19 protein-coding genes and 1 tRNA gene are annotated in these 24,432 nt (G+C 36.5%); 9 read left to right on the top strand and 11 right to left on the bottom strand.

Going from position 1 to position 24,432, the window contains the following annotated elements; translation table 11 throughout:
- Window positions 1-412: 412 nt before the first annotated feature.
- The 6 genes from frr to rplM all read right to left on the bottom strand — a co-directional run bounded on the left by frr (window position 413) and on the right by rplM (window position 5,115).
- A complete protein-coding gene (gene frr / locus MWU65_RS00315; RefSeq protein ID WP_247074642.1) occupies window positions 413-970 on the bottom strand; it encodes a ribosome recycling factor in 558 nt (185 codons plus the stop codon).
- 42 nt (window positions 971-1,012) lie between these two features.
- Window positions 1,013-1,720, bottom strand: a complete 708-nt coding sequence (gene pyrH / locus MWU65_RS00310) for a UMP kinase (protein WP_247074640.1) — start codon at window positions 1,718-1,720, stop codon at window positions 1,013-1,015.
- 164 nt (window positions 1,721-1,884) lie between these two features.
- On the bottom strand, window positions 1,885-2,850 hold the full coding sequence (tsf, locus tag MWU65_RS00305; protein WP_247074638.1) for a translation elongation factor Ts: 966 nt from the start codon (window positions 2,848-2,850) through the stop codon (window positions 1,885-1,887).
- Window positions 2,851-2,943: 93 nt separating this feature from the next.
- Window positions 2,944-4,023 carry a 30S ribosomal protein S2 gene (rpsB, locus tag MWU65_RS00300; protein WP_247074637.1) on the bottom strand — a complete coding sequence of 360 codons (1,080 nt, stop codon included), beginning with the start codon at window positions 4,021-4,023 and terminating at the stop codon, window positions 2,944-2,946.
- 252 nt (window positions 4,024-4,275) lie between these two features.
- Window positions 4,276-4,662, bottom strand: a complete 387-nt coding sequence (rpsI, locus tag MWU65_RS00295) for a 30S ribosomal protein S9 (RefSeq protein WP_247074632.1) — start codon at window positions 4,660-4,662, stop codon at window positions 4,276-4,278.
- Window positions 4,663-5,115 carry a 50S ribosomal protein L13 gene (gene rplM, locus MWU65_RS00290; RefSeq protein WP_247074630.1) on the bottom strand — a complete coding sequence of 151 codons (453 nt, stop codon included), beginning with the start codon at window positions 5,113-5,115 and terminating at the stop codon, window positions 4,663-4,665.
- A 229-nt stretch (window positions 5,116-5,344) separates the two neighbouring features.
- Between rplM and MWU65_RS00285 the strand changes: the two genes are divergently transcribed.
- Window positions 5,345-5,836: a hypothetical protein gene (locus MWU65_RS00285; RefSeq protein WP_247074628.1), complete on the top strand. Its 492-nt coding sequence runs from the start codon at window positions 5,345-5,347 to the stop codon at window positions 5,834-5,836.
- Window positions 5,837-5,904: 68 nt separating this feature from the next.
- Here MWU65_RS00285 and polA read toward each other — a convergent pair whose 3' ends face one another.
- Complete coding sequence (gene polA / locus MWU65_RS00280) at window positions 5,905-8,751, bottom strand: DNA polymerase I (RefSeq protein WP_247074626.1); 2,847 nt, start codon at window positions 8,749-8,751, stop codon at window positions 5,905-5,907.
- Window positions 8,752-8,947: 196 nt separating this feature from the next.
- A complete protein-coding gene (locus MWU65_RS00275; RefSeq protein ID WP_247074625.1) occupies window positions 8,948-9,940 on the bottom strand; it encodes a N(4)-(beta-N-acetylglucosaminyl)-L-asparaginase in 993 nt (330 codons plus the stop codon).
- Between the two features lie 41 nt (window positions 9,941-9,981).
- Here MWU65_RS00275 and MWU65_RS00270 point away from each other — a divergent pair, with 41 nt between their 5' ends.
- From MWU65_RS00270 to MWU65_RS00260, 3 genes are all read left to right on the top strand, one after another.
- Window positions 9,982-10,704, top strand: coding sequence for a copper homeostasis protein CutC (locus MWU65_RS00270; RefSeq protein ID WP_247074624.1), 723 nt, complete (start codon window positions 9,982-9,984; stop codon window positions 10,702-10,704).
- Between the two features lie 55 nt (window positions 10,705-10,759).
- Window positions 10,760-11,986, top strand: a complete 1,227-nt coding sequence (locus MWU65_RS00265; RefSeq protein ID WP_247074622.1) for a metallophosphoesterase — start codon at window positions 10,760-10,762, stop codon at window positions 11,984-11,986.
- Window positions 11,987-12,075: 89 nt separating this feature from the next.
- Complete coding sequence (locus MWU65_RS00260) at window positions 12,076-12,372, top strand: thioredoxin family protein (protein WP_247074620.1); 297 nt, start codon at window positions 12,076-12,078, stop codon at window positions 12,370-12,372.
- 102 nt (window positions 12,373-12,474) lie between these two features.
- Here the strand turns inward: MWU65_RS00260 and MWU65_RS00255 are convergent, their stop codons facing one another.
- Window positions 12,475-15,822: a DUF2723 domain-containing protein gene (locus MWU65_RS00255; RefSeq protein ID WP_247074618.1), complete on the bottom strand. Its 3,348-nt coding sequence runs from the start codon at window positions 15,820-15,822 to the stop codon at window positions 12,475-12,477.
- Between the two features lie 154 nt (window positions 15,823-15,976).
- On the opposite strand from MWU65_RS00255, the gene MWU65_RS00250 reads away from it, so the two are divergent.
- A tRNA-Gln gene (locus MWU65_RS00250) sits at window positions 15,977-16,048 on the top strand.
- 232 nt (window positions 16,049-16,280) lie between these two features.
- Here MWU65_RS00250 and MWU65_RS00245 read toward each other — a convergent pair.
- Entirely contained in the window at window positions 16,281-17,630 is a 1,350-nt protein-coding gene (locus MWU65_RS00245; protein ID WP_247074616.1) for a cation:proton antiporter, read from the bottom strand.
- A gap of 200 nt (window positions 17,631-17,830) precedes the next feature.
- On the opposite strand from MWU65_RS00245, the gene rimP reads away from it, so the two are divergent.
- From rimP to infB, 3 genes are read left to right on the top strand one after another with little or no spacing between them, the layout of a single operon-like run.
- Window positions 17,831-18,292 (top strand): ribosome assembly cofactor RimP, encoded by a 462-nt coding sequence (gene rimP / locus MWU65_RS00240; RefSeq protein ID WP_247074615.1) that lies wholly within the window; start codon window positions 17,831-17,833, stop codon window positions 18,290-18,292.
- A gap of 13 nt (window positions 18,293-18,305) precedes the next feature.
- Window positions 18,306-19,538 carry a transcription termination factor NusA gene (gene nusA / locus MWU65_RS00235; protein WP_247074614.1) on the top strand — a complete coding sequence of 411 codons (1,233 nt, stop codon included), beginning with the start codon at window positions 18,306-18,308 and terminating at the stop codon, window positions 19,536-19,538.
- A 41-nt stretch (window positions 19,539-19,579) separates the two neighbouring features.
- On the top strand, window positions 19,580-22,438 hold the full coding sequence (infB, locus tag MWU65_RS00230; RefSeq protein WP_247074613.1) for a translation initiation factor IF-2: 2,859 nt from the start codon (window positions 19,580-19,582) through the stop codon (window positions 22,436-22,438).
- A gap of 72 nt (window positions 22,439-22,510) precedes the next feature.
- Here infB and MWU65_RS00225 read toward each other — a convergent pair whose 3' ends face one another.
- Entirely contained in the window at window positions 22,511-22,876 is a 366-nt protein-coding gene (locus MWU65_RS00225) for an SPOR domain-containing protein (protein ID WP_247074612.1), read from the bottom strand.
- A 229-nt stretch (window positions 22,877-23,105) separates the two neighbouring features.
- Here MWU65_RS00225 and MWU65_RS00220 point away from each other — a divergent pair, with 229 nt between their 5' ends.
- On the top strand, window positions 23,106-24,428 hold the full coding sequence (locus MWU65_RS00220) for a c-type cytochrome (RefSeq protein ID WP_247074611.1): 1,323 nt from the start codon (window positions 23,106-23,108) through the stop codon (window positions 24,426-24,428).
- Window positions 24,429-24,432 lie beyond the last annotated feature (4 nt).

Raw genomic sequence — 24,432 nt, 5'->3', positions numbered from 1 at the left:
GAGCTAGTAAAGAATAGGAATTCCATACTGTTTGTAAAATTCTTCTACTTCCGTTTGGGTGTTTTTTAATTTGGAAAGCGATAAATCCCGTGGCTTTCCATTTTTTAAGAGAAAGGAATAGCTTTCAATGCCTAAATTTTTTCTCTTGTTTAAACCAATGACAGTTTTTATCAAATAATATTCTTGATAAGATTTTTTAAAGATTAAGTAATATCCGGAAGCTAAGAGTAAGACAAGAAGTGCTGTGTTGAAATAGCCTATATGGTTTAAGCTATTATTATAAATGTTTAGAATTGAACTAAGATTAATAATGCAGAGAAGATTTTGGCATTTCTTCGTTGACTTTTAATGTCATCTATGATTTGCAGCTTATCTAAATCTTCTCTGTAGTATAGTTTCATACTTAGTTAAATTAGACTTTCATTATTTCAACTTCTTTAGAAGCGAGTAGGGTGTCAATCTTTTTAGTGTAATTGTTGGTTAATTCTTGAACGGATGCTTCGGCATTTTTTTTCAAATCTTCAGAGGCATCATCGGAATTTCGAATTTCTTTATTGGCTTCTTGTCTTGCATTCCGAATTCCAATTTTAGCATCTTCAGCTTCGGATTTTGCTTGTTTTACCAAATCTCTTCTCCGTTCTTCAGTTAGAGGAGGGACATTAATAATTACGAAATCGCCATTGTTCATCGGGTTAAAACCAAGATTTGCATTCATAATGGCTTTTTCAATTTCGTGCAACATGTTTTTCTCCCATGGCTGTACAGCGATAGTTCTAGCGTCAGGAATATTAATATTGGCTACTTGAGAAAGTGGCGTAGAGGAGCCGTAGTAATCTACCATAACACTTGATAGCATTATTGGGCTGGCCTTACCGGCTCTAATTTTTATAAATGCTTTTTCTAAATGGTCTATGGAGCCATTCATACTTTCTTTTGTGCTGTCTAAAATAAAATCAATTTCTTCGTTCATTTTAATAGTATTTAAACTAGGTACATCAAAATCTGCACCTTATTATACATTTACTTCTGTTCCTATATTCTCACCGGATACTAACTTTAATAAGTTGCCTTGGGTGTTCATGTCAAAAACAATAATTGGCAATTCATTTTCCTGACTTAAGGTAAATGCAGTGGTATCCATTACTTTTAATCCTTTGGTGAGTACATCTTGGAAAGAAATTTTATCAAACTTTGTTGCATTAGCGTCTTTTTCGGGATCTGAGGTATAGATACCATCAACTCTAGTTCCTTTTAAAATTACATCAGCTTCTATTTCTATGGCGCGTAATACCGCGGCAGAATCTGTTGTGAAATAAGGATTTCCCGTGCCTCCGCCAAAAATAACAACCCGTCCTTTTTCTAAATGGCGCATGGCTTTTCTTCTGATAAAAGGCTCAGCTACTTCATTTATTTTAATGGCAGTTTGTAATCTTGTTTGAATGCCAGCGTCTTCTAGAGCACTCTGTAGGGCTAATCCGTTAATGACTGTGGCTAGCATCCCCATATGGTCTCCTTGAACACGATCCATACCGTTGCTGGCTCCAGAAACACCTCTAAAAATATTACCACCACCAATGACAATAGCTACCTGAATACCTTTTTGCGTAACTTCTTTTATTTCCTGAGCATAGGCTGCCAATCTTATTGGGTCAATTCCATATTGTCTTTCACCCATTAAGGCTTCTCCGCTGAGTTTTAAAAGTATTCTTTTGAATTGCATAGTGCGCTTGTTTATATAGGAAACAAAAATAATCAAAAAAATGAATGCAATTGAACCTCTTATATTTTATTATGAGATTTTGTTAACGAAAACTGTAAAACAAAAAAAGCCGTTTTCGAATAGGAAAACGGCTTTTCAGTAATTAGAGGCAAAGCTCTTAATTCTTATCCAAGAGAAACTCTTTTAAAGGCAACAACTTTTACGTCGCCGTATGAAGTTACATAACTCTCAACGTTAAGTTTTTCATCCTTAATAAAGTTTTGGTCTAATAGACATTGCTCTTGGTCTAGCGTTGTGTTATCAGAAACAAAACGTTCCATTTTTCCTGGTAAAATTTTATCCCAAATTTGTTCTGGCTTGCCTTCAGCTTTAAGTTGTGCTTTAGCATCTTCTTCTGCCTTTGCCATAACCTCAGGTGTTAACTGTGCCATAGAAATGTATTGTGGTACATTTTTAAGGGTTTTTCCTAGACGTTCCAATTCAATATTGTCTTTTTCAATAACGGCAATTCTAGCTTCAGTTTCTGAAGCAATAAAAGCGGGATCAAAATCCTTGTAGGACAAAGTTGTTGCGCCCATAGAAGCTATTTGCATAGCAACATCTTTTCCTAAAACTTCAATATTATCTACTTTAGAGGATAAACCAACCAAAGCAGCAATTTTATTAATGTGAACATAAGAACCTACAAAAGGAGCTTCTACTGTTTCAAAAGCGTTAATGTCTAATTTTTCACCAATAACACCAGTTTGTTCCACTAATTTTTCAGTAACAGTCATACCACCAAAATCGGCAGCTAGAAATTCTTCTTTTGTATTGTAGTTTAAGGCTAATTCACCCAACTGACTTGCAAGGTTTAAAAAGTTTTCGTTTTTTCCAACAAAATCTGTTTCGCAACCTAGTACTATTGCTACACCTTTAGTTTCAGAAGCATTAACTTTTGCAACAGCAGCACCTTCACTTGAATCACGGTCAGCTCTTTTTTCTGCAACTTTTTGTCCTTTCTTACGAAGCACATCGATTGCTTTGTCAAAATCACCCTCTGCTTCAACTAACGCATTTTTGCAGTCCATCATTCCTGCACCTGTAGCTTTTCTTAGTTTGTTTACTTCTGCGGCTGTAATTTTTGCCATTTTATTTTCGGTTTTAAAATGGTCCTGAAAAAACAGTATTTTTTCAGGACGATGTTAAATTAATATTTTGTTTTTTTTATAGTAAGAAGTACGTTATTCAATGCCTCCTTTAGTGTTGTCTTGCCATTCTTTAAGCTCATCCCATTTACCATCAGCAGCCATTTTTGCTTGTTTTGGCCAAGATCCTGGGTTTTTAGATGCATAACGAGATCCGGCAGCAGCTAATATTTCACTTAATTCTTCAACAGATTTACCAGCCAAATCAGCATATGTATTGATGTTGTTGCTTTGGAAAATTTCAGCAATTTTAGGTCCAATTCCTTCAACCTTAGTTAAGTCTTCAGCTTCAACAGTAGCTTCTTTTTTAACTTCAGCTTTAGGTGCTTCTTCAGTTTTTGGAGTTTCTTTAGCTTTTGGAGCTTCTTCTTTCTTTGCTGGTGCAGCTACTTCTTCCTTGCCTTCTTTTTCTGCTTGCTTATCTGATTTACGATCAGCTAAACCTTCAATAATAGCATCAGTAACATGCGTTAATACTGCTTCAATAGATTTAGAAGCATCATCATTTGATGGTATGATATAATCAATTGGTCTTGGATCTGAGTTAGTATCTACCATAGCAAAAATAGGAATGTTTAATTTTAAAGCTTCCTTAACTGCAATGTGCTCTCTCATAGTATCTACAATAAATAAAGCGCCTGGTAGACGAGTCATATCAGAGATTGAACCTAAGTTTTTCTCTAATTTGGCTCTAAGACGATCAACTTGTAAACGTTCTTTTTTAGATAAAGTTAAAAAAGTACCATCTTTTTTCATTCTATCAATAGAAGCCATTTTTTTAACGGCCTTACGAATAGTGATAAAGTTGGTAAGCATACCACCTGGCCATCTTTCTGTGATGTAGGGCATGTTCGCTTTTCCTGCTCTATCGGCAACGATATCTTTTGCTTGTTTTTTGGTAGCTACAAAAAGTATTTTTCTACCTGAGGCTGCTATTTTTTTAAGAGCTTCATTAGCTTCTTCAATTTTTGCAGCTGTTTTGTATAAGTTAATAACGTGTATTCCGTTACGTTCCATATAGATATACGGTGCCATATTCGGGTTCCACTTTCTTGTCAGGTGACCAAAGTGCACACCTGCTTCCAATAAATTCTTTACTTCAATTTTGTTTGCCATTTTTTTTGTAATAGTTTACGTTCCGTTTTACTTAGCAATGCTAAAGTAGTGCGTATGCAGTCTTTAACATTTAGATGCTAAACTAGTGCCTTCTATATGGTAATAGAAAACAACGACAACTTGTTTTAATTTTATGCTTTAGAATTTTTCTAAAGACGCTCAATGAACTTGTGGTGTTGGAAAAATCCAACGAATAAAAAATCAGGAAAAACCTGATGTAAAAAAACCGGAACAAAGTTCCGGAATATTTTTTTAACGTTTAGAGAATTGAAATTTCTTACGGGCTTTTTTCTGACCGAATTTCTTACGCTCTACCATTCTTGGATCTCTTGTTAAAAGACCTTCTGGTTTTAATATCAATCTGTTTTCAGCATCTACCTCGCACATTGCTCTAGATATTGCTAATCTAATAGCTTCTGCTTGTCCAGTAATACCTCCTCCGAATACATTTACTTTTACGTCAAAGTTCTCTTCATTGCTTGTTAAAGCAAATGGTTGTCTCACTTTGTACTGTAAAGTAGCGGTAGGGAAATATTCATTTAAATCTTTTTTGTTGATCGTAATGTTTCCGCTTCCTTCAGAAACGTATATACGTGCAACAGCAGTTTTACGTCTGCCTATCTTATGAATTATCTCCATTTATAAATCCTTTAAGTTTATTGCTCTTGGTTTTTGCGCCTCTTGGTTGTGCTCAGAACCTACGTAAACTTTTAGGTTACGAAAAAGTTCCGCACCCAATCTGTTTTTAGGTAACATACCTTTAATAGACTTTTCCACTACACGTGCTGGATTCTTCTCCAACATTTCAATAGCAGTCTGAGACCTTTGTCCACCAGGGTAACCTGTGTGTCTTATATAAGTCTTAGTTTGCCATTTGTTACCACTTAAAGTAACTTTTTCTGCATTGATAACAATTACGTTATCCCCACAGTCCACATGTGGTGTAAAATTAGGCTTGTTCTTCCCTCTTAAGATTTTTGCAACCTTAGAAGCAAAACGACCCAACGTTTCTCCTTCAGCATCAACCAATAACCACTCCTTAGAAACGGTTGCTTTATTGGCTGAAATTGTCTTGTAGCTTAATGTATCCACACTAATATATTTTTATAATTTACTTTGAAACCCGATAAACGGGGTGCAAATGTACAATTAAATACTTTAAATACAAATGGTTATTTCTTATTATTTTTAGAGTTTTTTAGAAAAGCTTTAATTTGATGAATTTGTCACCTATTAATAAGTCTTTAAATTCACTGGTTTTTGGAGTAAAATGTAATATTATTATATTTTCTGCGTTCTTACAGCTAATAATTTAGATGTGATGAAAATAATAAAACAAAATTTAATATTTGTATTGTTGGTATGTTTAAGCGCTGTTTCTTGTAGTACAGATAGTGAAAAGAATTTGTATTCTGATAGCAATTTAATCGGAACTTGGGAAGTTACTGAGGTAAAGGCCGAAGAATCTTCAAACCTTAATTTACCTAAAGAGATTGCAAACAACCTTATTGGTGAAGGCTGTAAATTATTGGTTTATACCTTTAGTAAAGAAGGGACAGTGGTGATCAAGAGTAAATTAAATCATATTATGGTGAATGCAGGGCCAACAGGTTTAGAAGTAGATTGTCCTGAAGAAACAGATACGGAGATTACTACATGGGAATTAAATGATGATCAATTAACGTATACTAATGAGAATGGAGATGAAGAAACCATTACGGTAAAGTTTGAGGGTAATACCTTTATCATATTGGGGGAGGATATAGATGCTGCTAATTATGCGGGTATGGAAATTGTATTTACTAAAAAATAGCATAAATTCAATTAAAAAGGGTCTTTGGCATCTGTTGTCAAAGACCCTTTTTTTGTTTAAAATACACCTTAGTGTGCTTCCAGCCAATTTGCACCCTTATCTATTTCTACTTCTAATGGCACTTTTAAAATATAGGCATTTTCCATTTCTGTTTTAATGAGTTGGGTGACGGCTTCTAATTCGCTATTGTGTGCATCAAAAACCAGTTCATCATGTACCTGAAGGAGCATTTTTGTTTTGTACTGACCTTCGGTAAGTTTTTTGTGAATATTAATCATTGCAATTTTAATGATATCCGCTGCGCTACCTTGAATGGGGGCGTTTACGGCGTTGCGTTCTGCTGCCCCTCGAACAACCGCATTTCTGGAATTGATGTCTTTTAAGTAGCGACGTCGGCCTAAAACTGTCTGTACGTAGCCATTGTCTCTGGCAAAATCGACCAACTCGCTCATGTAATTTCGCAATTTTGGGTAGGTGGCATAATAGGCATCTATAAGTTCTTTGGATTCCGATCTACTAAGGTCGGTCTGGTTGCTTAATCCAAAGGCAGATACCCCATAAATAATTCCGAAATTTACCGTTTTGGCATTGCTGCGCTGCTCTCTTGTTACTTCAGTGATAGGGACATTAAAAACCTTAGAGGCTGTGGAAGCGTGAATATCTTCCCCATTCTTAAACGCATCAATCATAGTAGTCTCGTTGCTTAAGGCGGCAATAATTCTCAATTCTATTTGTGAATAATCGGCAGCAAGTAAAGTGTATTCTTCGTTTCGGGGTATGAAGGCTTTTCTAACCTGTCTTCCTCTTTCCGTTCGAATAGGAATGTTTTGCAAATTGGGATTATTGCTACTTAATCTGCCTGTGGCAGCAACCGTTTGCATATAATCTGTATGTACGCGTCCCGTCTTTTCTTCTACTTGGTCTGGTAGTGCGTCTACATAGGTGCTTTTTAGTTTGGCTAAACCGCGATAGTCTAAAATATCTCTAATTATGGCGTGTTCTTTTGCCAAATAAGAAAGCACATCTTCCGCTGTAGAAAACTGTCCTGTTTTAGTTTTTTTTGGTTTGTCAACAAGCTTTAGCTTATTGAATAGGATTTCTCCCAATTGTTTGGGGGAGGCGATATTAAATTCTTCTCCAGCAGCTTTGTAAATACTCGTTTCTAAATTTAAAATATCCTTATTTAAGTCCGCTGATAATGATTTTAAAAATGCAGTATCCAAATTAATGCCTTCCAATTCCATATCGGCTAAAACACTCAATAACGGAATTTCAATGTCCTTAAAGAGTCCTTCTGTTTTAGCAGCGGCCAGTTCTGGCCTAAAGTGTTCTGCCAACTGGTAGGTGATATCAGCGTCTTCAACCGCATATTCAGTTTGCTGTTCCAAGGGAACTTGGCGCATGGATAACTGATTTTTCCCTTTTTTCCCAATCAATTCACTGATGGAAACGGGTGTGTAGTCTAAATAGGTTTCAGCCAATACCTCCATATTATGGCGCATATCAGGATTTATAAGGTAATGCGCTAACATAGTGTCAAAATAATTCCCTTTAATAAGGATGTTGTATTTGCGCAGTACTTTAATATCGTATTTTAAATTCTGTCCTATTTTTTCGATTTGTTCCGCCTCAAAAAACGGACGTAATTGTTCAAGTATTTTTTGTGTCTCCATTACATCTTCTGGAAAAGACACATAAAAACCTTTGCCGGCTTCCCAAGAAAAAGCAATGCCTACCAATTCAGCGGTTAAGGGGTTTAGTCCTGTTGTTTCGGTGTCAAAACAGACAGAGGTTTGTTTCATTAAGTTTTGTAGAAACAGCTTCATTGCCATGCCAGGAGCTACGCTTTGGTATAGGTGTGACGTATCTTTTATTGTTTTTCTGCTAGAAAATTCCTGCTTTAGGGTTTCAGATGTTTCTCCGGTTGCTCCAAATAGGGAAAATTGACCGGCACCAGCAGTATCCGTCTTTGCTTGTTTCTTTTCTTTTTGTTCTCCAGCAGCGGCAGAATTAGTCCCTATTGTTGGGGTTTCTGTCGCAAATGTTTTTATAAGATTGTCTATGAGCCTTCTGAATTCTAATTCTTCAAAAATGGCTGTAACCTTTTGTAAATCTGGCTGGTCTAACTCATACTCTTTTTCGTTAAACGCTACTGGTACGTCTAGCATAATGCGTGCTAGCTTTTTTGAAAGCAAGCCAAGTTCTTTGTTGGCTTCAATCTTTTCTTTCATTTTTCCTTTGAGCTCGTGGGTGTTGGCTAGCAAGCCTTCCATACTGCCATAAGCGGCTAGGAATTTTTTAGCAGTTTTTTCGCCAACCCCAGGTAAGCCCGGAATATTATCAACCGAATCTCCCATCATCCCTAGAAAATCGATCACCTGTTCTGGCCTTTCTATTTCAAACTTTTTTTGTACTTCGGGTATCCCCCATGTTTCATAACCGCCACCGAACATGGGTCTGTACATAAAAATGTTTTCTGACACCAGTTGTGCAAAATCTTTATCAGGGGTAACCATATAGGTTTTATAGCCTTCCTTTTCAGCTTTCTTTGCCAAGGTGCCTATGATGTCATCGGCTTCATAACCTTCTTTTACTATTACAGGAATATGCATCGCCTTTAGTATTTCTTCAATATAAGGTATGGCGAGTTTTATAGCTTCAGGGGTTTCGTCTCTGTTTGCCTTGTAGGCTTCAAACATTTCTACTCTGTCTACACTCCCGCCGCGGTCAAAGCAGACTGCTAAATGATCTGGGCGCTCCCGTTTAATAACGTCTAATAAGGAATTGGTAAAACCTAGTATTGCCGAAGTGTCTAAGCCCTTAGAATTTATTCTTGGATTTTTTATAAAGGCGTAATATCCTCTGAAAATTAAAGCGAAAGCATCGAGTAAAAAAAGTCTTTTTTGGTCTGCCATTGTTGTTTTTTGTCTAATATTTTATGAGGAATGAGGAATGTATTTTTGTGGTTATGTTTGTATGGAATTGCTTGGTTGAAATCTATTTTTTTAATTTTAGTCTACTGCCTACTATTTAATAAGTAAGGTATAAAGCAGCACCAATATCGCGTATTCCCAAGCCCCATTATTTAATTTCCTCAAATTCCGATTTTCTTTATTTCTTTTTGTAGAATGAGGCCACCTGCTCATTAGTGTGTCCTGCCTCTGTTGCTTTGCGGTAGGTAAAACCTGGGTGAACACAATAGCCACCTGTTTCTCCTTTTTTGTTCAGTGCTAGAAAACCAATTTGGAAATCTTCACGCCCTTTGTTTTTATCCATAATACGTTTTACACCTTCTTCACAGGCTTCTTGAGGAGATTTTCCTTGGCGCATTAATTCAACAATTAAAAAACTACCTACAGTTCTAATTACCTCTTCACCGACTCCGGTTGCGGTTGCTGCACCCACTTCATTGTCTACAAACAAACCAGCTCCAATAATTGGAGAATCACCAACCCGTCCGCCAACTTTATAAGCCATACCACTGGTGGTACATGCGCCGGCAAGATCTCCATTCTTGTCCATCGTTAACATCCCAATAGTATCGTGATTTTCAATGTTGATAATGGTTTCATACTTGGAAGTTTTTTTCCATTCTAGCCATCTGTTCTTTGCCTCTTCGGTAAGTAAATTGGTTTTTTTAAATCCTTGTTCGTAAGCAAACTGTTCTGCTCCTTTGCCCGCTAAGATGATATGTGGTGTCTCTTCCATCACTTTTCTAGCTACAGCTACAGGGTGGGCTATGTTTTGTAGGTAAACCACAGATCCGCAATTACCTTCCTTGTCCATAATACATGCATCCAAAGTAACATTTCCGTCGCGGTCTGGTGTTGCCCCAATACCAACGGTTGTGTTTTTTATGTCGGCCTCTTCAGCCATAGCACCCTTCTCAACAGCATCTAGCGCATTTCCGCCATTGGCTAGTACCTTCCAAGCAGTAGCGTTTGCATTTTCAAAATTCCAGGTACAAACAGTTATTGGTTTAATTGTTTGCGTTTCTGCCGGTAAAATAGCAGTTTTTTTGTCGGCACAAGAAGCCAGTAAAGGAGCCGAAACTAAACCTGCAGTGCTTAAGGTAGAATTTTTTAAAAATTTTCTTCGTTTCATATTTATAGGTTGACTAATTTTAGGCTTTAAATATAATGAATATGATTGTAGAAGTATGTGCAAATTCATTTGAATCTGCTTTAAACGCACAAAAAGCAGGAGCAGATAGAATAGAATTGTGTATTGAACTTGGTGTGGGAGGGGTAACACCATCCTATGGGTTGCTAAAAAAAACAATACAAGAATTGGAAATACCCGTAAATGTGTTGGTGAGACCCAGGAGTGGCGATTTCACTTATACCGATGCGGAGTTTGACAGTATGAAACTGGATATTGAATTGTGTGTGGCATTGGGTTGCAATGGAATTGTTTCTGGGGTGTTGCACAAAGACTTTACCTTAGATGTAGTACGTACCCAAGAACTGATACAGTTGTCAAAACCGTTAGAATTTACCTTTCATAGGGCATTTGATTGGGTAAATGATCCTGTGGCTACCTTTGAGCAGTTGCAAAAAATGGGGGTAGATTATATACTAACATCAGGACAACAAAAATCGGCTCCAGAAGGCTTTTCTTTGTTGTCAAAACTAAACATGCTGTCTACAAGCTGTAAAATTATGCCGGGTGGAGGGGTGCGTACAACAAACGCCAATGACTTCATAGTAGAAGGTTTTCCTGCCTTGCATATGTCTGGAACTAAATTCTATAAAACCTTAGATAAGGCACCTCCATTTTCTATGAATTCCCCTTCGTTTTTAAAAGAAGATCAGGTGGCTATATCTGATATAGAAACAATTAGGGAAGTGGTGCTGCACGTTAAATAAACCTTAAATGGTTTTGTCTAGGTGTGAAAACTTTACCTTTGCAAAAAAATAATGTATGTTACGTTGGGTATTTTTTGTATTAATTTTTCTTGCTTTTAGTTTTTATGCCTTTCAGGGATTAAAAACGGCAACAAGGGCGAGTTGGGTTCATTATATCTATATAGGAATTACTATAGCTGTACTTGCTAATTTTGTTTATCAATTTAGTCTTGGTAGTACAGGGGGAGTGTTGAGTATTGGAATGAGTTATGCTTTTGGGTTTTTATTGGCAGTGTTGTCTTTTAATATTATCATTTTAATTTTTCTGGTTTCTGAAGATAGTTTTAGATTAATCTCAGGTGTTTACAATAAATTTTTTGGGGAGTCACAAGAGTTTTTTATGCCAACGCGAAGGCGATTTTTAAGTTTAATTGCGCTTGGTCTTGCTGCCTTGCCTTTTGGCGCTGTATTGTATGGTATGGTTAAAGGGAAATACAACTTTAAGGTCTTAAAGTATGAATTGGCTTTTGACGATTTACCAGCGGCCTTTGATGGGTATCAAATTACACAAATATCAGACATACATAGTGGTAGTTTTGACGATAGGGCAAAAATTGAGTATGCTGTTAATTTGATTAATGAGCAGAAGAGTGATGTTTTGTTATTTACGGGAGATCTCGTAAACAATAGGGCTGATGAAATGGTGCCATGGATCGATGTTTTTGACAAGTTAGAAGCAAAAGACGGTAAATTTTCAATCTTAGGGAATCACGACTATGGAGATTATGTGCAATGGGAAACGGAAGCCTTAAAAAGCCAGAATTTAGAAGATCTCAAGCAAATTCAAAAGGATATTGGGTTCGATTTGCTTTTAAATGAAAGTCGTTTTTTGCAAAGAGGAACCGATAAAATAGCATTGGTTGGAGTAGAAAACTGGGGCAAAGGTGGTTTTAAAAAAGCAGGAGATTTAAAATTAGCATCAGCAGATGTTGCTAGTGAAGATTTTAAGGTGTTAATGAGCCACGATCCATCGCATTGGGAGCAAAAAGTGTTGAAAGATGATTATCATTATCATTTAACCCTTAGTGGACATACCCACGGGATGCAATTTGGAATAGAGATTCCGGGATGGGTTAAATGGAGTCCGGCAAAATGGAGGTACAAACATTGGGCGGGAATTTATAAAGAAATGGGGCAATATATAAATGTGAATCGTGGTTTTGGTTTTTTAGGATATCCAGGAAGAGTGGGTATATGGCCTGAAATCACCGTAATTACCCTAAAAAAGAAGGAATTAACTTAATTTTATCACTTTAAATTGTAAAATTAAAGCCCACCCTTTTTAATTTAACATTTTTTATTACTTTTGATTAACAACGGAAAGATATATATATGTCTAAATTTGGAGAACTTATAGATTTAAATATGCCAGTACTGCTAGATTTCTATGCAGAGTGGAATGAGCAATCTACAGCAATGCACCCCGTTCTTAGGGATGTAGCTGCTGCTTTAGGGGATAAAGGAAAAGTGATTAAAATTGATGTAGATAAAAACAAAGAGCTATCTCAAGCGCTTCGTGTTAAGGGGCTGCCTACCCTTATGATTTATAAAAAAGGTGAAATGGTATGGCGCCAAAGTGGTGAGCTAGATGCCAATACTCTTATTGGGTTGTTAAACGAATACCTTTAACAACTAAAAATTCTATATCGTAAAACAAGGGCTATTGCCCTTTTATACTATACCTTTTTTTATAGGTTTAAAAAAAGGCACTGTGGTGATTTGTTATGGGTTTTAATTGCCAATCTCTTCCAATACAGCAGAAATAGTATCTACTGTATTAGAATCTGGCATGTCGGGATCTAACAAAGTGTCTTCTTCAGGGGTATCTGGCATTAACCTACTATTGCCTTGAACAAAATGATTGAACTTATCTAAATATTCATTGAGGATTAAGTTTTCCTTTTCTTCAAGCTGGGTGTCTTTATTGCTTGAGAGAATGTCTACTATTCTGATATAGCCCTCTAAGTCGCCTAGAATATCATTTCTACGGCTGTATTGTACATCTAAGGCTAGGGTAGAATAATAAGTTAGGCTTTCTTGGTATTTCGTTTTTAACTGCTCAAATAAAGCCCTTGCTTTTTCTGTTTCTCCTACCTTGTAATAGCCATCTACAAACGGTTCTACAAAGGCATAATAACCAAAATAGTCTACAGGTAGGTTGGTCATGCTAATCTCAATAACATCTTTGGCTTTGTTTATTTTGTTTTCGCTGATGAGTTGCTCTGTTAATCTCGCTAAGTTTCCTCTGTAAGATATTGCTTGTGTTCTGGTCTGTGGATCATGGTATATTTCTGAACTTCCAGAGTTGCCCCATTCCCAATTTTTAACAACATCATACATTAGGTCGCTATCTATCCGGCCCATATCATAGGGGCTTTGGTTTTTTGTTTTAATAGGAACTAATTTATAGGCCAAACCATCTAGCTGTAAATATTCTTTCATCCAAAGGTATTCCCCGTTGTCAAAACTACCTCCAGAGAAGTACAACGGACGTTTCCAATCGTTATTGGCAAGAATGTCTAACATGAGAATCCGGTTTTTGCCCATTGCGCTAGGTAAATCAATGTCGATATAATCCACAATTAAATGGGCATCTTTTTCTTTCACTAAGCCGCTTTCTAAGACATTTTCCTTATTTACTGGAACACGTATTTTATTGGTAGGGTAGTAAACAAAGTCTAAAGTACTTTCAGGATAACCAGAAACATCTCTATCTTGAAGTTCAAAAAGATACTTAAATTTTGTTTGTGGCTTGTCGCTCCCAATCCAGTTCATGAAATCCTTAATATTCCACCTTTTATCTTTAAACTGAGGTAGTTCTTGGTGATAAATAGCGTCTCTAGAACCATAACGGTATTCTTTATGAGTTAGTTGTGATGGAATAGGGTCGCTCGTGTATGCTTTCTTTTTCATTTGATCAATATACCAGTCTGTTGCAAATAGGCTAGTGTTTACTACACGAACATCTGTGCGATAATGTTCAATTTCTTGAACGTACCAAAGCGGAAAGGTGTCATTATCACCAATAGTAAATATGATAGCACCAACATTTTCTTCGGTGGAGTCTAAGTAGGCTTTCGCCGTGCTGTTTGCTGTAAATTTATTAGATCTATCGTGATCATCCCAGTTTTGGTATGCCATTAAAACGGGTACGGCAAGGAGGCAGGCTATGCTTATTACGGGAGCCAGGATTTTAGGGGATAAAAATTTTCTAAATTCATCAAACAAACCGGCAACTCCCAAGCCAATCCAAATAGAAAAGACATAAAAGGAGCCCACTAAGGAGTAGTCTCTTTCTCTAGGTTGAAAAATATAGGGGTTGGTGTAAAATTGAATAGCAAGGCCTGTAAACATAAAGAAAACAAAAAGTGCCCAAAACTGTTTTGGGTCTTTCTTGAGTTGAAAAAGAATTCCGATAATTCCTAAAATTAGAGGTAAAAAATAATAGGTGTTTCGGCCCTTGTTGTCTAAAACATCACTGGGTAAATTGTCTTGACTGCCCAGACGCATGTTGTCAATAACTCCAATACCACTTATCCAATTTCCGTGATTGTTATACCTGCCTTGGACATCGTCTTGTTTTCCAACAAAATTCCACATAAAATAACGCCAATACATATAGCCAAATTGAAAGTCTACCATGTATTTTACATTGTCCCAAACACTTGGTGGGAGCACTTCTATATAACCTTCAGCCTGAGCCTCTTTTAAAAAACCAATGTATTGATCGGCCCCGATTTCACCTTTGGCAAAACCATCTTTTAGATTGTTGGCAACTTCTCTTAACTCATTGCTTGATAAATGTTCTCGGGCAATTTTAAAATCTAAGGCCCCGTAATATTTCATGTAATTTTCCGCATGTTCTCTAGACCACATTCGAGGTAAAATACCAATGTGTTTTTTGTCTGCACTTTGCGAAGCGTTCTTGTATTTGTTAACAATAACGTATTTGCCTAAGGCATCATTTCTTTCGTATTTAGGCTTGTCGTCTTTTTCTTCGCCTCCAGGGGCAAAGGCATCTGAGTAATACGCGCCATAGATTGGGCTGTCTACGCCAGGATATTGTTCTCTGTTGTAGTAAGCCAATAGTGATCTTGCATCTGCTGGATCGTTCTCATTAATTACAACATTGGCATTTGCACGAATGGGAAGCATTAACCAAGAAGAAAACCCTAAAAACAAAAACATAGTACACAATACAATGGTGTTTGCGGTTTTGTATTCGTTTTTTCTAGTGTAGCGAAGACCTAGGTAAAAGGCTGCTATAAATAAAAGGCCGATAATAATGGAACCAGAGTTAAATGGTAGGCCAATACTGTTTATAAAGAATACTTCGCCCCAACCAAAGAGCTGAAGTACATAGGTAAGTGAGAATTTATAAACCATCATTAAAATGGCTACTACAGCTATATTGGCTAGTAAAAAGTTCTTAACAGTAGTTTCTTTGTAGCGTTTAAAGTAAAACAATAAACCAATGGTAGGTATGGCTAAAAAGCCCATAAATTGTATTCCAAAAGTTAAACCAACCACAAAGGAGATCATAATAATCCATCGGTTGCCTCTTGGGTTGTCTAATTCATCTACCCATTTTAAACCTAACCATAGCAGTAATGCCATAATAAAACTTGCCATTGCATATACTTCAGTTTCTACAGCATTAAACCAAAAGCTGTCTGAAAAGGTAAATGCCAAAGAACCAACCAAACCACTACTTAATATGGCGATGGCTTTGCTGTTGGTAAGGATGCTATCTTTAAGAATTAATTTTTTAGTTAAATTGGTAATAGACCAAAACATAAACAAGATGGTAAAGGCACTAGAGGCTCCAGAGACAAAATTTACCATACTAGCAACTTTGGTAGGGTCTGTGGCAAACATTGCAAAGAAAGCACCTATCATTTGTAATAAAGGGGCTCCTGGTGGGTGGCCAACTTGTAATTTTGCCGATGTTGCAATATATTCTCCTGCATCCCAAAAACTACTAGTAGGTTCTACGGTAATTAAATAAGTAATGGAGGCAATTAAAAAAGCTACCCAGCCTAGGATAGTGTCCCATTTTTTAAAATTCTTGGAGAACATAATGTATTCGGTTTAAGATTGTGGCGAATTTAGTAATAAATTGATATATGACGGGCATAATTTTATAAAGGTTTAACAGACTTTATTTATTTTTTTAAAAATTGTTTTGTGTAACCAAAACTTTATTATAAATTTGCAGCCTCTTAATAGAGATTGGCCCATGGTGTAATTGGTAACACACCGGTTTTTGGTACCGACATTCAAGGTTCGAGTCCTTGTGGGCCAACAAAAAATCCTTCTAATTAACTGAAATCCAGTTTTTTACGAAGGATTTTTCAATTTTAATCTTTTTCTTTGAAGGGTTTTTTCGTGAATGTAGAAAAATCATCCTTTCCTTTTAAAATAGGTTGTTTCTAGTGTTATTTACAGCATCAGCAATCGGATTTCACGAAAGAAATACAATACAATGCAAGGTTTAATTGTTGAAAATTTTTTTCTAATCCATTGTGAATTAGTTCTTAGCGATTCAAGGGGTCTTCAGAAGCGTCTTTGTTTTTCTTCGAAAGATTTAATGTTACAGTTGTAGGAATTTCTTCCCCTTCTTCCTCGTTTTTGGTTTCGTCATTTAACTTGTCCCATGTGTCAATTTCATCATCGAGCTCATCTAGGAGGGTTTTCATTTTGTGTTTGTCCTTAATCATAGCGGCCGTCATAATGAGGCTTGTGCCTATGATAACGAATAATAAAATGCCAGAATCAAAGGTTGTGATCTGGGCTTCTTCAGGAATAGCGTAAAACAATAGAATAGTAATTAATCCTCTGGGGGCAATAAAGAGTTGTGGTAAAATATCACTTCCAAAAAAAACACGTAAAATGATAAATCGAATGAGGTAAATAGAAGCGATAATGAGTAGGCTAGTCAATGCCACAGTTATGCTGAACAAAGAGGATAATACAATGGTGATTCCAAAGATTACAAAGAAAAAGGTGCGGACAACAAAGGCGGTTTCTAAAGTGATAATGTGTAGTTCGTGATAGATCTGTTCTGCGCGCTCTTTATTTAAGTATTTTGATAAAAACCCTCCAAAAAATAAATTCATATTGGCTATAATTAAACCAAAAATCAAAATAATTATCAGAGAAGATAAATGAAGTTTCTTGCCTAGTGCATATAGCAAGAGAAGTACTGCAATTAACAAAAACTGTTTTGCTTGTGATTTTATTTGTTGGAAAATTAGGATAATAGCGTAGCTGGCAATGATAGAAATCACAATAGTAAGACCAATATTTCCGGCAAAACTGGCAACGCCATTTCCGGCTTCTTTTGCTGGATTTAAATTTCCTGTTAGAAAGTAAAACATCATGATTCCCATAATATCAGAGAAAGTACTCTCGTAAATGTGAAATTCTTTCTTGGCTTCAGAGAGTCCACTAACACTGGGGATTATAATAGCGCTGGACAAGACCGAAAGGGGTGTGGCATAGAGCCAAGCAGATGTCTTAGTCATTCCGTCTATAAAATGGAATAGTATTTCTGCGACTACCCATGCGGATGCTACCAAGCCAATCAGAGCAATGGACATGGATTTTAAAATGGGGACGAGTTTTTCTCTTTTCAGTTTTAATTCGAGTGCTGCTTCAAGGACAATCATAATTAGGCCTATAATCCCTAGAATTTCTAAAGAGGCAAAAAAGTCGATATTGCCTTCGCCAATAAATTCCAAAACATATTTAAGTATAATGCCGAGGATTATAAGCATTAATACGGAAGGAATATTTGTTTTTTTTGAAATGCCGTTAAAAAGAAATGAGATTATGATGATGATTGATGCGACAATAATAAGGTTGTAAGGGGATAGTATTTCCATTTTTTGTAGGTCATTTATGTTTGGATTATAAAAATACTACTTAAATCACTAAACAACAGTTTGGAATACTTTAATTTCTGAAAAATAATATGTATATTTGCACCGCTGAAAGAATATAATGTATTCATGAGGGGACTTAATAGTCCCCTCTTTTATTAACTATACTTTTTTAGTTTGTTTAAATTTCTGTAAAAAGAATTATGTTTAAAGATAAAGTTACAGCGTTGTTAGAAGGGGCATTGGCGGAAAACCAATCGCTTTTCTTGATTGATTATTCAGTGACTCCGGGCAATAAAATTAATGTTGTCTTAGATGGTGATAATGGTGTTACCCTAAAGGAGTGTATGGCAGTTAGTAGGGCTATAGAGCACAACTTAGACCGGGAAGAGGAGGATTTTTCTTTGGAAGTTGCGTCGGCTGGAGCTACTTCACCCTTGGTTATGCCTAGGCAATACACAAAAAACATCGGTAGAAAAATGGAAATAAGAACTGCTGAGAGTAGTTTTGAAGGGATTTTAACTGCCGCAACAGAAGATGCGATTACCTTGGAGTGGAAGGCTAGAGAGCCAAAGCCTATAGGTAAAGGAAAAGTTACCGTTCAGAAAAAAGAAGAAATTCGCTTTTCTGATATCAAAGAAGCAAAAGTTATATTAAAATTTTAATAAATAAATCAATATGGAAAATATTGCGCTAATAGAATCTTTCTCAGAATTTAAGGATGATAAATTCATAGATAGGGTAACGTTAATGGCAATTTTGGAAGAAGTGTTTCGTAATGCTTTAAAAAAGAAATTTGGTTCTGATGATAATTTTGATATCATTATTAACCCTGATAAAGGGGATATGGAGATATGGAGAAACCGTATTGTTGTAGAAGATGATGAGGTTGAGGATTCAAATGAAGAAATTTCCTTAAGTGATGCCCGTAAAATTGAACCAGATTTTGAAGTAGGAGAAGATGTTTCTGAAGAAGTAAAGTTGGTGGATTTAGGTAGGCGAGCAATTTTAGCGTTACGTCAAAACTTAATCGCAAAAATACACGAGCATGATAATACTACCATTTACAAGCAATTTAAAGACTTAGAAGGGGAAATTTACACGGCTGAAGTGCATCATATTAGACATAGAGCAATTATCTTGTTGGATGATGAAGGAAATGAATTGGTGATGCCTAAGGATAGGCAAATACCTTCAGATTTCTTTAGAAAAGGAGATAATGTTCGTGGTATCATTGAAAGCGTAGAGCTTAAAGGAAATAAGCCATCTATTATTATGTCTAGAACATCACCTAAGTTTTTGGAGCAATTGTTTTTCCAAGAGATACCGGAAGTTTTTGACGGATTAATTACGGTTAAAAAGGTGGTTCGTATTCCTGGAGAAAAGGCTAAAGTGGCTGTAGATTCTTATGATGATCGTATAGATCCTGTAGGTGCCTGTGTTGGTGTTAAGGGTTCTAGAATTCACGGTATTGTAAGAGAATTAGGAAACGAAAATATAGATGTTGTTAATTGGACAAGTAACCCACAATTACTAGTTACAAGAGCATTGAGTCCGGCAAAAATATCATCCGTTAAATTAAATGATGAGAAAATGACTGCTCAGGTGTACCTGAAACCAGATGAGGTTTCTAGAGCAATTGGTAGAGGAGGTCATAATATTAGACTGGCAGGACAATTAACTGGTTATGAGATAGATGTGTTCCGTGAAGGAGTAGAAGAGGATGTTGAATTAACGGAATTTTCAGATGAAATTGAAAGCTGGATTATAGATGAATTTAAGAAGATTGGATTGGATACGGCGAGAAGCGTTCTGGAACAAGATTCTGATGATTTAGCAAAACGTACAGATTTGGAAGAGGAAACAATTTTAGAAGTTGTACGCATACTTAAAGAAGAATTAGAAGATTAAGCTATATATTAGCAAAAATTTAAGAATACGAATACTTGTTTATGGCAGAGAATGCAACAATAAGGCTCAATAAAGTCCTCAGAGAATTAAATATTTCTTTAGATAGGGCTATAGACCACCTTTCGTCCAAAGGGCACGAGGTGGAGGCAAGGCCTACCACTAAGATTTCCAATGAGGTTTATCAAGTTCTTTTGGATGAGTTCCAAACAGATATGAGTAAAAAAGTTGCTTCTAAGGAAGTTGGCGAGGAAAAACGTAAGGAAAAAGAGGCAATCCGACAGCGCTTAGAGCAAGAGCAAGAAGACAAGCGAATTGCTAGAGAGAAACGCAATGCTGCTCAGGAAGTTGTAAAGGCTAGGGTAGAATTATCGGGTCCTAAAACAGTTGGTAAAATTGATTTGGACAGCGGCAAAAAGAAAACTGCTCCAGTTGTTAAAAAAGAAGAGCCTGCTAAGAAAGAAGAGCCTGTTAAGGAAGTAGAACCTGTTAAGGAAGAGAAACCTGTAGCGCAAGAAAAAGCTGTTGTAGAAGAAAAGCCTGTTGTAAAAGAAGAGGTTCCTGTTAAAGAAGAGGTAAAGCCAGAGGTTGCTAAAAAGGACATAGCAAAAACAGAGGAGGCTAAAAAACCAGATGAAAAGACGGAAGTTGCGGCAAAAAAAGATGAGGTTAAAGTTGATGAGCCTGCAGCAGATAAGCCTGAGGAGGCTACAGAGTCGAAAGAAAGTGATGTAATTACGACACAGTATAAAAAGTTATCAGGGCCTAGACTTACGGGTGCAAAAATTGATTTGTCTCAATTTAAGAAGCCTAAAAAGAAAGAAGCGCCTAAGAAAGTGGATGCAGCTGGTGCGGATAAGAAAAAGAGACGTAAAAGAATTGTTAGTAATAACAATGGTCCTGGAAACAACCAGAGGCCTAGTCCGGGTGGACCAAGAGCAAAAATTGTACAAGCTGGTAAAGGAAGATTCGGGGCTCCTGTTGTTAAAGTAGAGCCTACTGAAGAAGAAGTTCAAAAGCAGGTTAGAGAAACTTTGGAGAAACTTCAGGGTAAATCTAAAAAAGGAAAAGGAGCTAAATATAGAAGGGATAAAAGAGATCAACACCGTCAACAGACAGAAAAAGATCTTGAACAACAAGAATTAGAAAGTAAAATCTTAAAGGTAACTGAGTTTGTTACTGTAGGGGAGGTTGCAACTATGATGGAAGTGTCTAGTACGCAAATTATTTCTGCTTGTATGTCTCTTGGTATTATGGTGACTATGAATCAGCGTTTGGATGCTGAAACATTATCAATTGTCGCTGATGAATTTGGTTATGAGGTAGAGTTTATTGCTGCTGAAATTGAAGAATCTTTTGAAGTTGAAGTAGATGCGCCGGAAGATTTATTACCTCGTGCTCCTATCGTTACGGTAATGGGACACGTAGATCACGGTAAAACATCGCTTTTAGATTATATAAGAAAAGAAAATGTAATTGCAGGTGAAAGTGGTGGTATTACCCAGCATATTGGTGCCTATGGTGTTCAGTTAGATAACGGACAAAAGATGGCATTTTTAGATACACCGGGTCACGAAGCCTTTACGGCAATGCGTGCTCGTGGTGCTCAGGTTACAGATATTGCAATTATTGTAGTTGCAGCAGATGATGACATTATGCCACAAACCAAAGAAGCAATTAGTCACGCTCAAGCAGCCGGTGTACCAATTGTTTTTGCGATTAATAAAATAGATAGACCTACAGCTAATCCGGATAAGATTAAAGAGGGACTAGCACAAATGAATTTGTTGGTAGAAGATTGGGGTGGTAAAATACAATCACATGATATCTCGGCAAAAGTAGGTACGGGAGTGAAAGAGCTTTTGGAAAAAGTATTGTTGGAAGCTGAATTATTAGAGCTTAAAGCCAATCCAAATAAGTTGGCTTCAGGAACAGTAGTTGAAGCTTTCTTAGATAAAGGTAGAGGTTATGTTTCTACGATATTGGTGCAAGCTGGTACCTTAAAAATTGGGGACTATGTTTTGGCCGGTACTTGTAGTGGTAAAATCAAAGCCATGCAAGATGAACGTGGTAAAATTGTTAAAGAGGTAGGTCCTTCTACGCCAATTTCTATTCTTGGTTTAGATGGTGCGCCACAAGCAGGTGATAAGTTTAATGTCTTTGAAGATGAGCGTGAAGCGAAACAAATAGCATCCAAACGTTCGCAGTTACAAAGAGAGCAATCTGTTCGTACACAGCGTCATATTACTTTAGATGAAATTGGTAGACGTATTGCTTTGGGTGAATTTAAAGAGCTTAATATTATCCTTAAGGGTGATGTGGATGGTTCGGTTGAGGCATTAACAGATTCATTCCAGAAATTATCAACAGAAGAAATTCAAGTAAATATTATACATAAAGCGGTTGGACCAATTACAGAATCTGATGTGTTATTGGCTTCTGCCTCTGATGCTATTATAATTGGATTTAATGTGAGGCCAATGGGTAACGCAAGGTCAATTGCTGAAAAAGAAGAAATAGACATTAGAATGTATTCTATAATCTATGCTGCAATTAATGATCTTAAGGATGCTATGGAAGGTATGCTTTCTCCAGAAATGAAAGAAGAGATACTGGGTACGGCTGAAATACGTGAAACATTCAAGATATCCAAAGTGGGAACTATTGCAGGTTGTATGGTGTTAACTGGTAAAATAGTTAAAAGTGCTGGTATTCGTTTAATACGAGATGGTGTTGTAATCTATACTGGTGAGTTGTCTTCTTTAAAGCGATTTAAAGACGATGCTAAAGAAGTTGCTAAAGGGTATGATTGTGGATTGCAAGTTAAAAACTACAACGACATAAAAGAAAATGATATTGTAGAAGCATTCCAAGAAGTAGCGGTTAAGAAGAAGTTGAAATAGAATCTTCCAAACTATAGAGCATAAAAAAAGCGATCCAATTGGATCGCTTTTTTTATGCTGTTAATCGTTTTATTATTGTGGATTTAATAACTGTGCATTAGGATATTTTTTAAGAACTACGACGTATTTCTGTTGGGCTTCAAATTTAGTTTTAAACTTGCCTATAGTTACTTTGTAGTATTCATGAATAAAGTCTAAGGTAGAAGGCCATCCAGGGAAATCAGTTGCTGCTTTTTCTTTGGCGTTTTGTGCGCTTTGTGACGCTTTGCTAGAGTGTATTTGAATGGTGTAGTAATGTTTTGTTGTTTTGTTGTTATCTACGTACAAATCCAATAAGGTTTCAATCTCTTTGTCCTGTTTTATGGTAATTTTTCCTTCTTGTGCCTGCGTAATTGCCGTAAAACATAAGAATAATAGGGTGTAATAAAGTGTTTTCATATACTTTTAAAGTAAAAATTAATTGTGGTTACAAATGTAATTTATTCTAAATCAAACATTAAATATAAATATTATTTAGAATTATTATAAATTATCAATTATCAATCCCTTAACATTTCCAAATTTAAGCTTATGTCGTATTTTTGCCATCAATTTAAGAGGCGATAAAAAGGGGATACCCATTATATAGTAATTATCGTGCCAGGATTTCGATAGAAATATTTTAAATATGAAAAAGGTTTTATACCGTAATCAACTTTCTAATTTTTTGGGTATCAATCTGATAGCATTAATGTTATTTTCAGTGTCCCTTTTTTCACAAACTGAAAATGCTGATCCCGTTAAGGGGAAACAGATCTTCAATCAGAACTGTGCTTCTTGTCATTCTTTAGACAGAAAAGGAACGGGGCCTGCATTGCGGAATGTAGAGGCGCGTTTAGAAGAGGAAGGATTAGATCGTGAGTGGATTTACGCTTGGATAAAAAATAGCTCGGGTGTTATTAAATCTGGTGATTCTTATGGAAATAAGATTTTAGCAGAGTATAACAATACACCGATGACTGCTTTTCCAACATTGAGCAATGGTGACATTGATAATATTTTGGCTTATACAGCTGAAGAAGAAAAAGCACCAGTGGTTGTGGCGGGTGGAGTAGCGACTGAAGGTCAAGCTGCCGTAGGAGGAGTTTCTAATGAGGTAATCTTAGGTGCTCTGGCTTTGGTGTTTGGTCTGTTGGTGGTTATGTTGTTTATGGTGAACAAAACATTGCGTAGCATAGCAACTGCAAATGGAGTGGCCTTGGAGCAAGAAAATGCTGAAAAGCGTACGCCAATTTGGAAGGCATTTGTAAAAAATCAATTCTTAGTATTAGTTTCTGTAATATTTTTACTTTTAGCAAGTGCTTATTTTGTGTATGGTTACTTTATGCAGGTAGGGATAGATCAAGGGTATCAACCTGTGCAGCCTATTCATTTTTCGCATAAGGTGCATGCAGGTGATAATAAAGTAGATTGTGTACTTTGTCATTCTTCGGCAAGGGTTTCTAAAACTTCAGGGATACCTTCTTTGAATGTTTGTATGAATTGTCATAAATCTATTTATGAGTACAAGGGGAATCCAGAAGGTCCTTCTAAGGAGGATATAGAAAACGGATATACCAACGAATTCTATACTAAGGAAATTAAGAAATTATATGCAGCCGTAGGTTGGGATGAAGAGGGGCAAAAATACACTGGCGAAACCAAGCCGGTAGAGTGGGTAAGAGTACATAACCTACCAGATTTTGTTTACTTTAATCATTCTCAGCACGTAAGTGTTGCAGGTATTGAGTGTCAGACTTGTCATGGTCCTGTAGAGGAAATGGAGGTTGTTAGTCAGCACGCACCATTAACAATGGGCTGGTGTATTAACTGTCACAGAGATACGGATATTAAAGTAGAAGGTAATGCTTATTATGATAAAATTCATGAAGAGCTGTCTAAGAAATATGGTGTAGAGAAGCTTACGGCTGCTATGCAAGGTGGTTTAGAATGTGGTAAGTGTCACTATTAATTCA

Origin of the sequence: Cellulophaga sp. F20128, assembly GCF_023015805.1 — a bacterium.
Classification (GTDB): Bacteria; Bacteroidota; Bacteroidia; order Flavobacteriales; family Flavobacteriaceae; genus Cellulophaga.
This window is presented reverse-complemented; position numbering and strand designations above follow the sequence as displayed.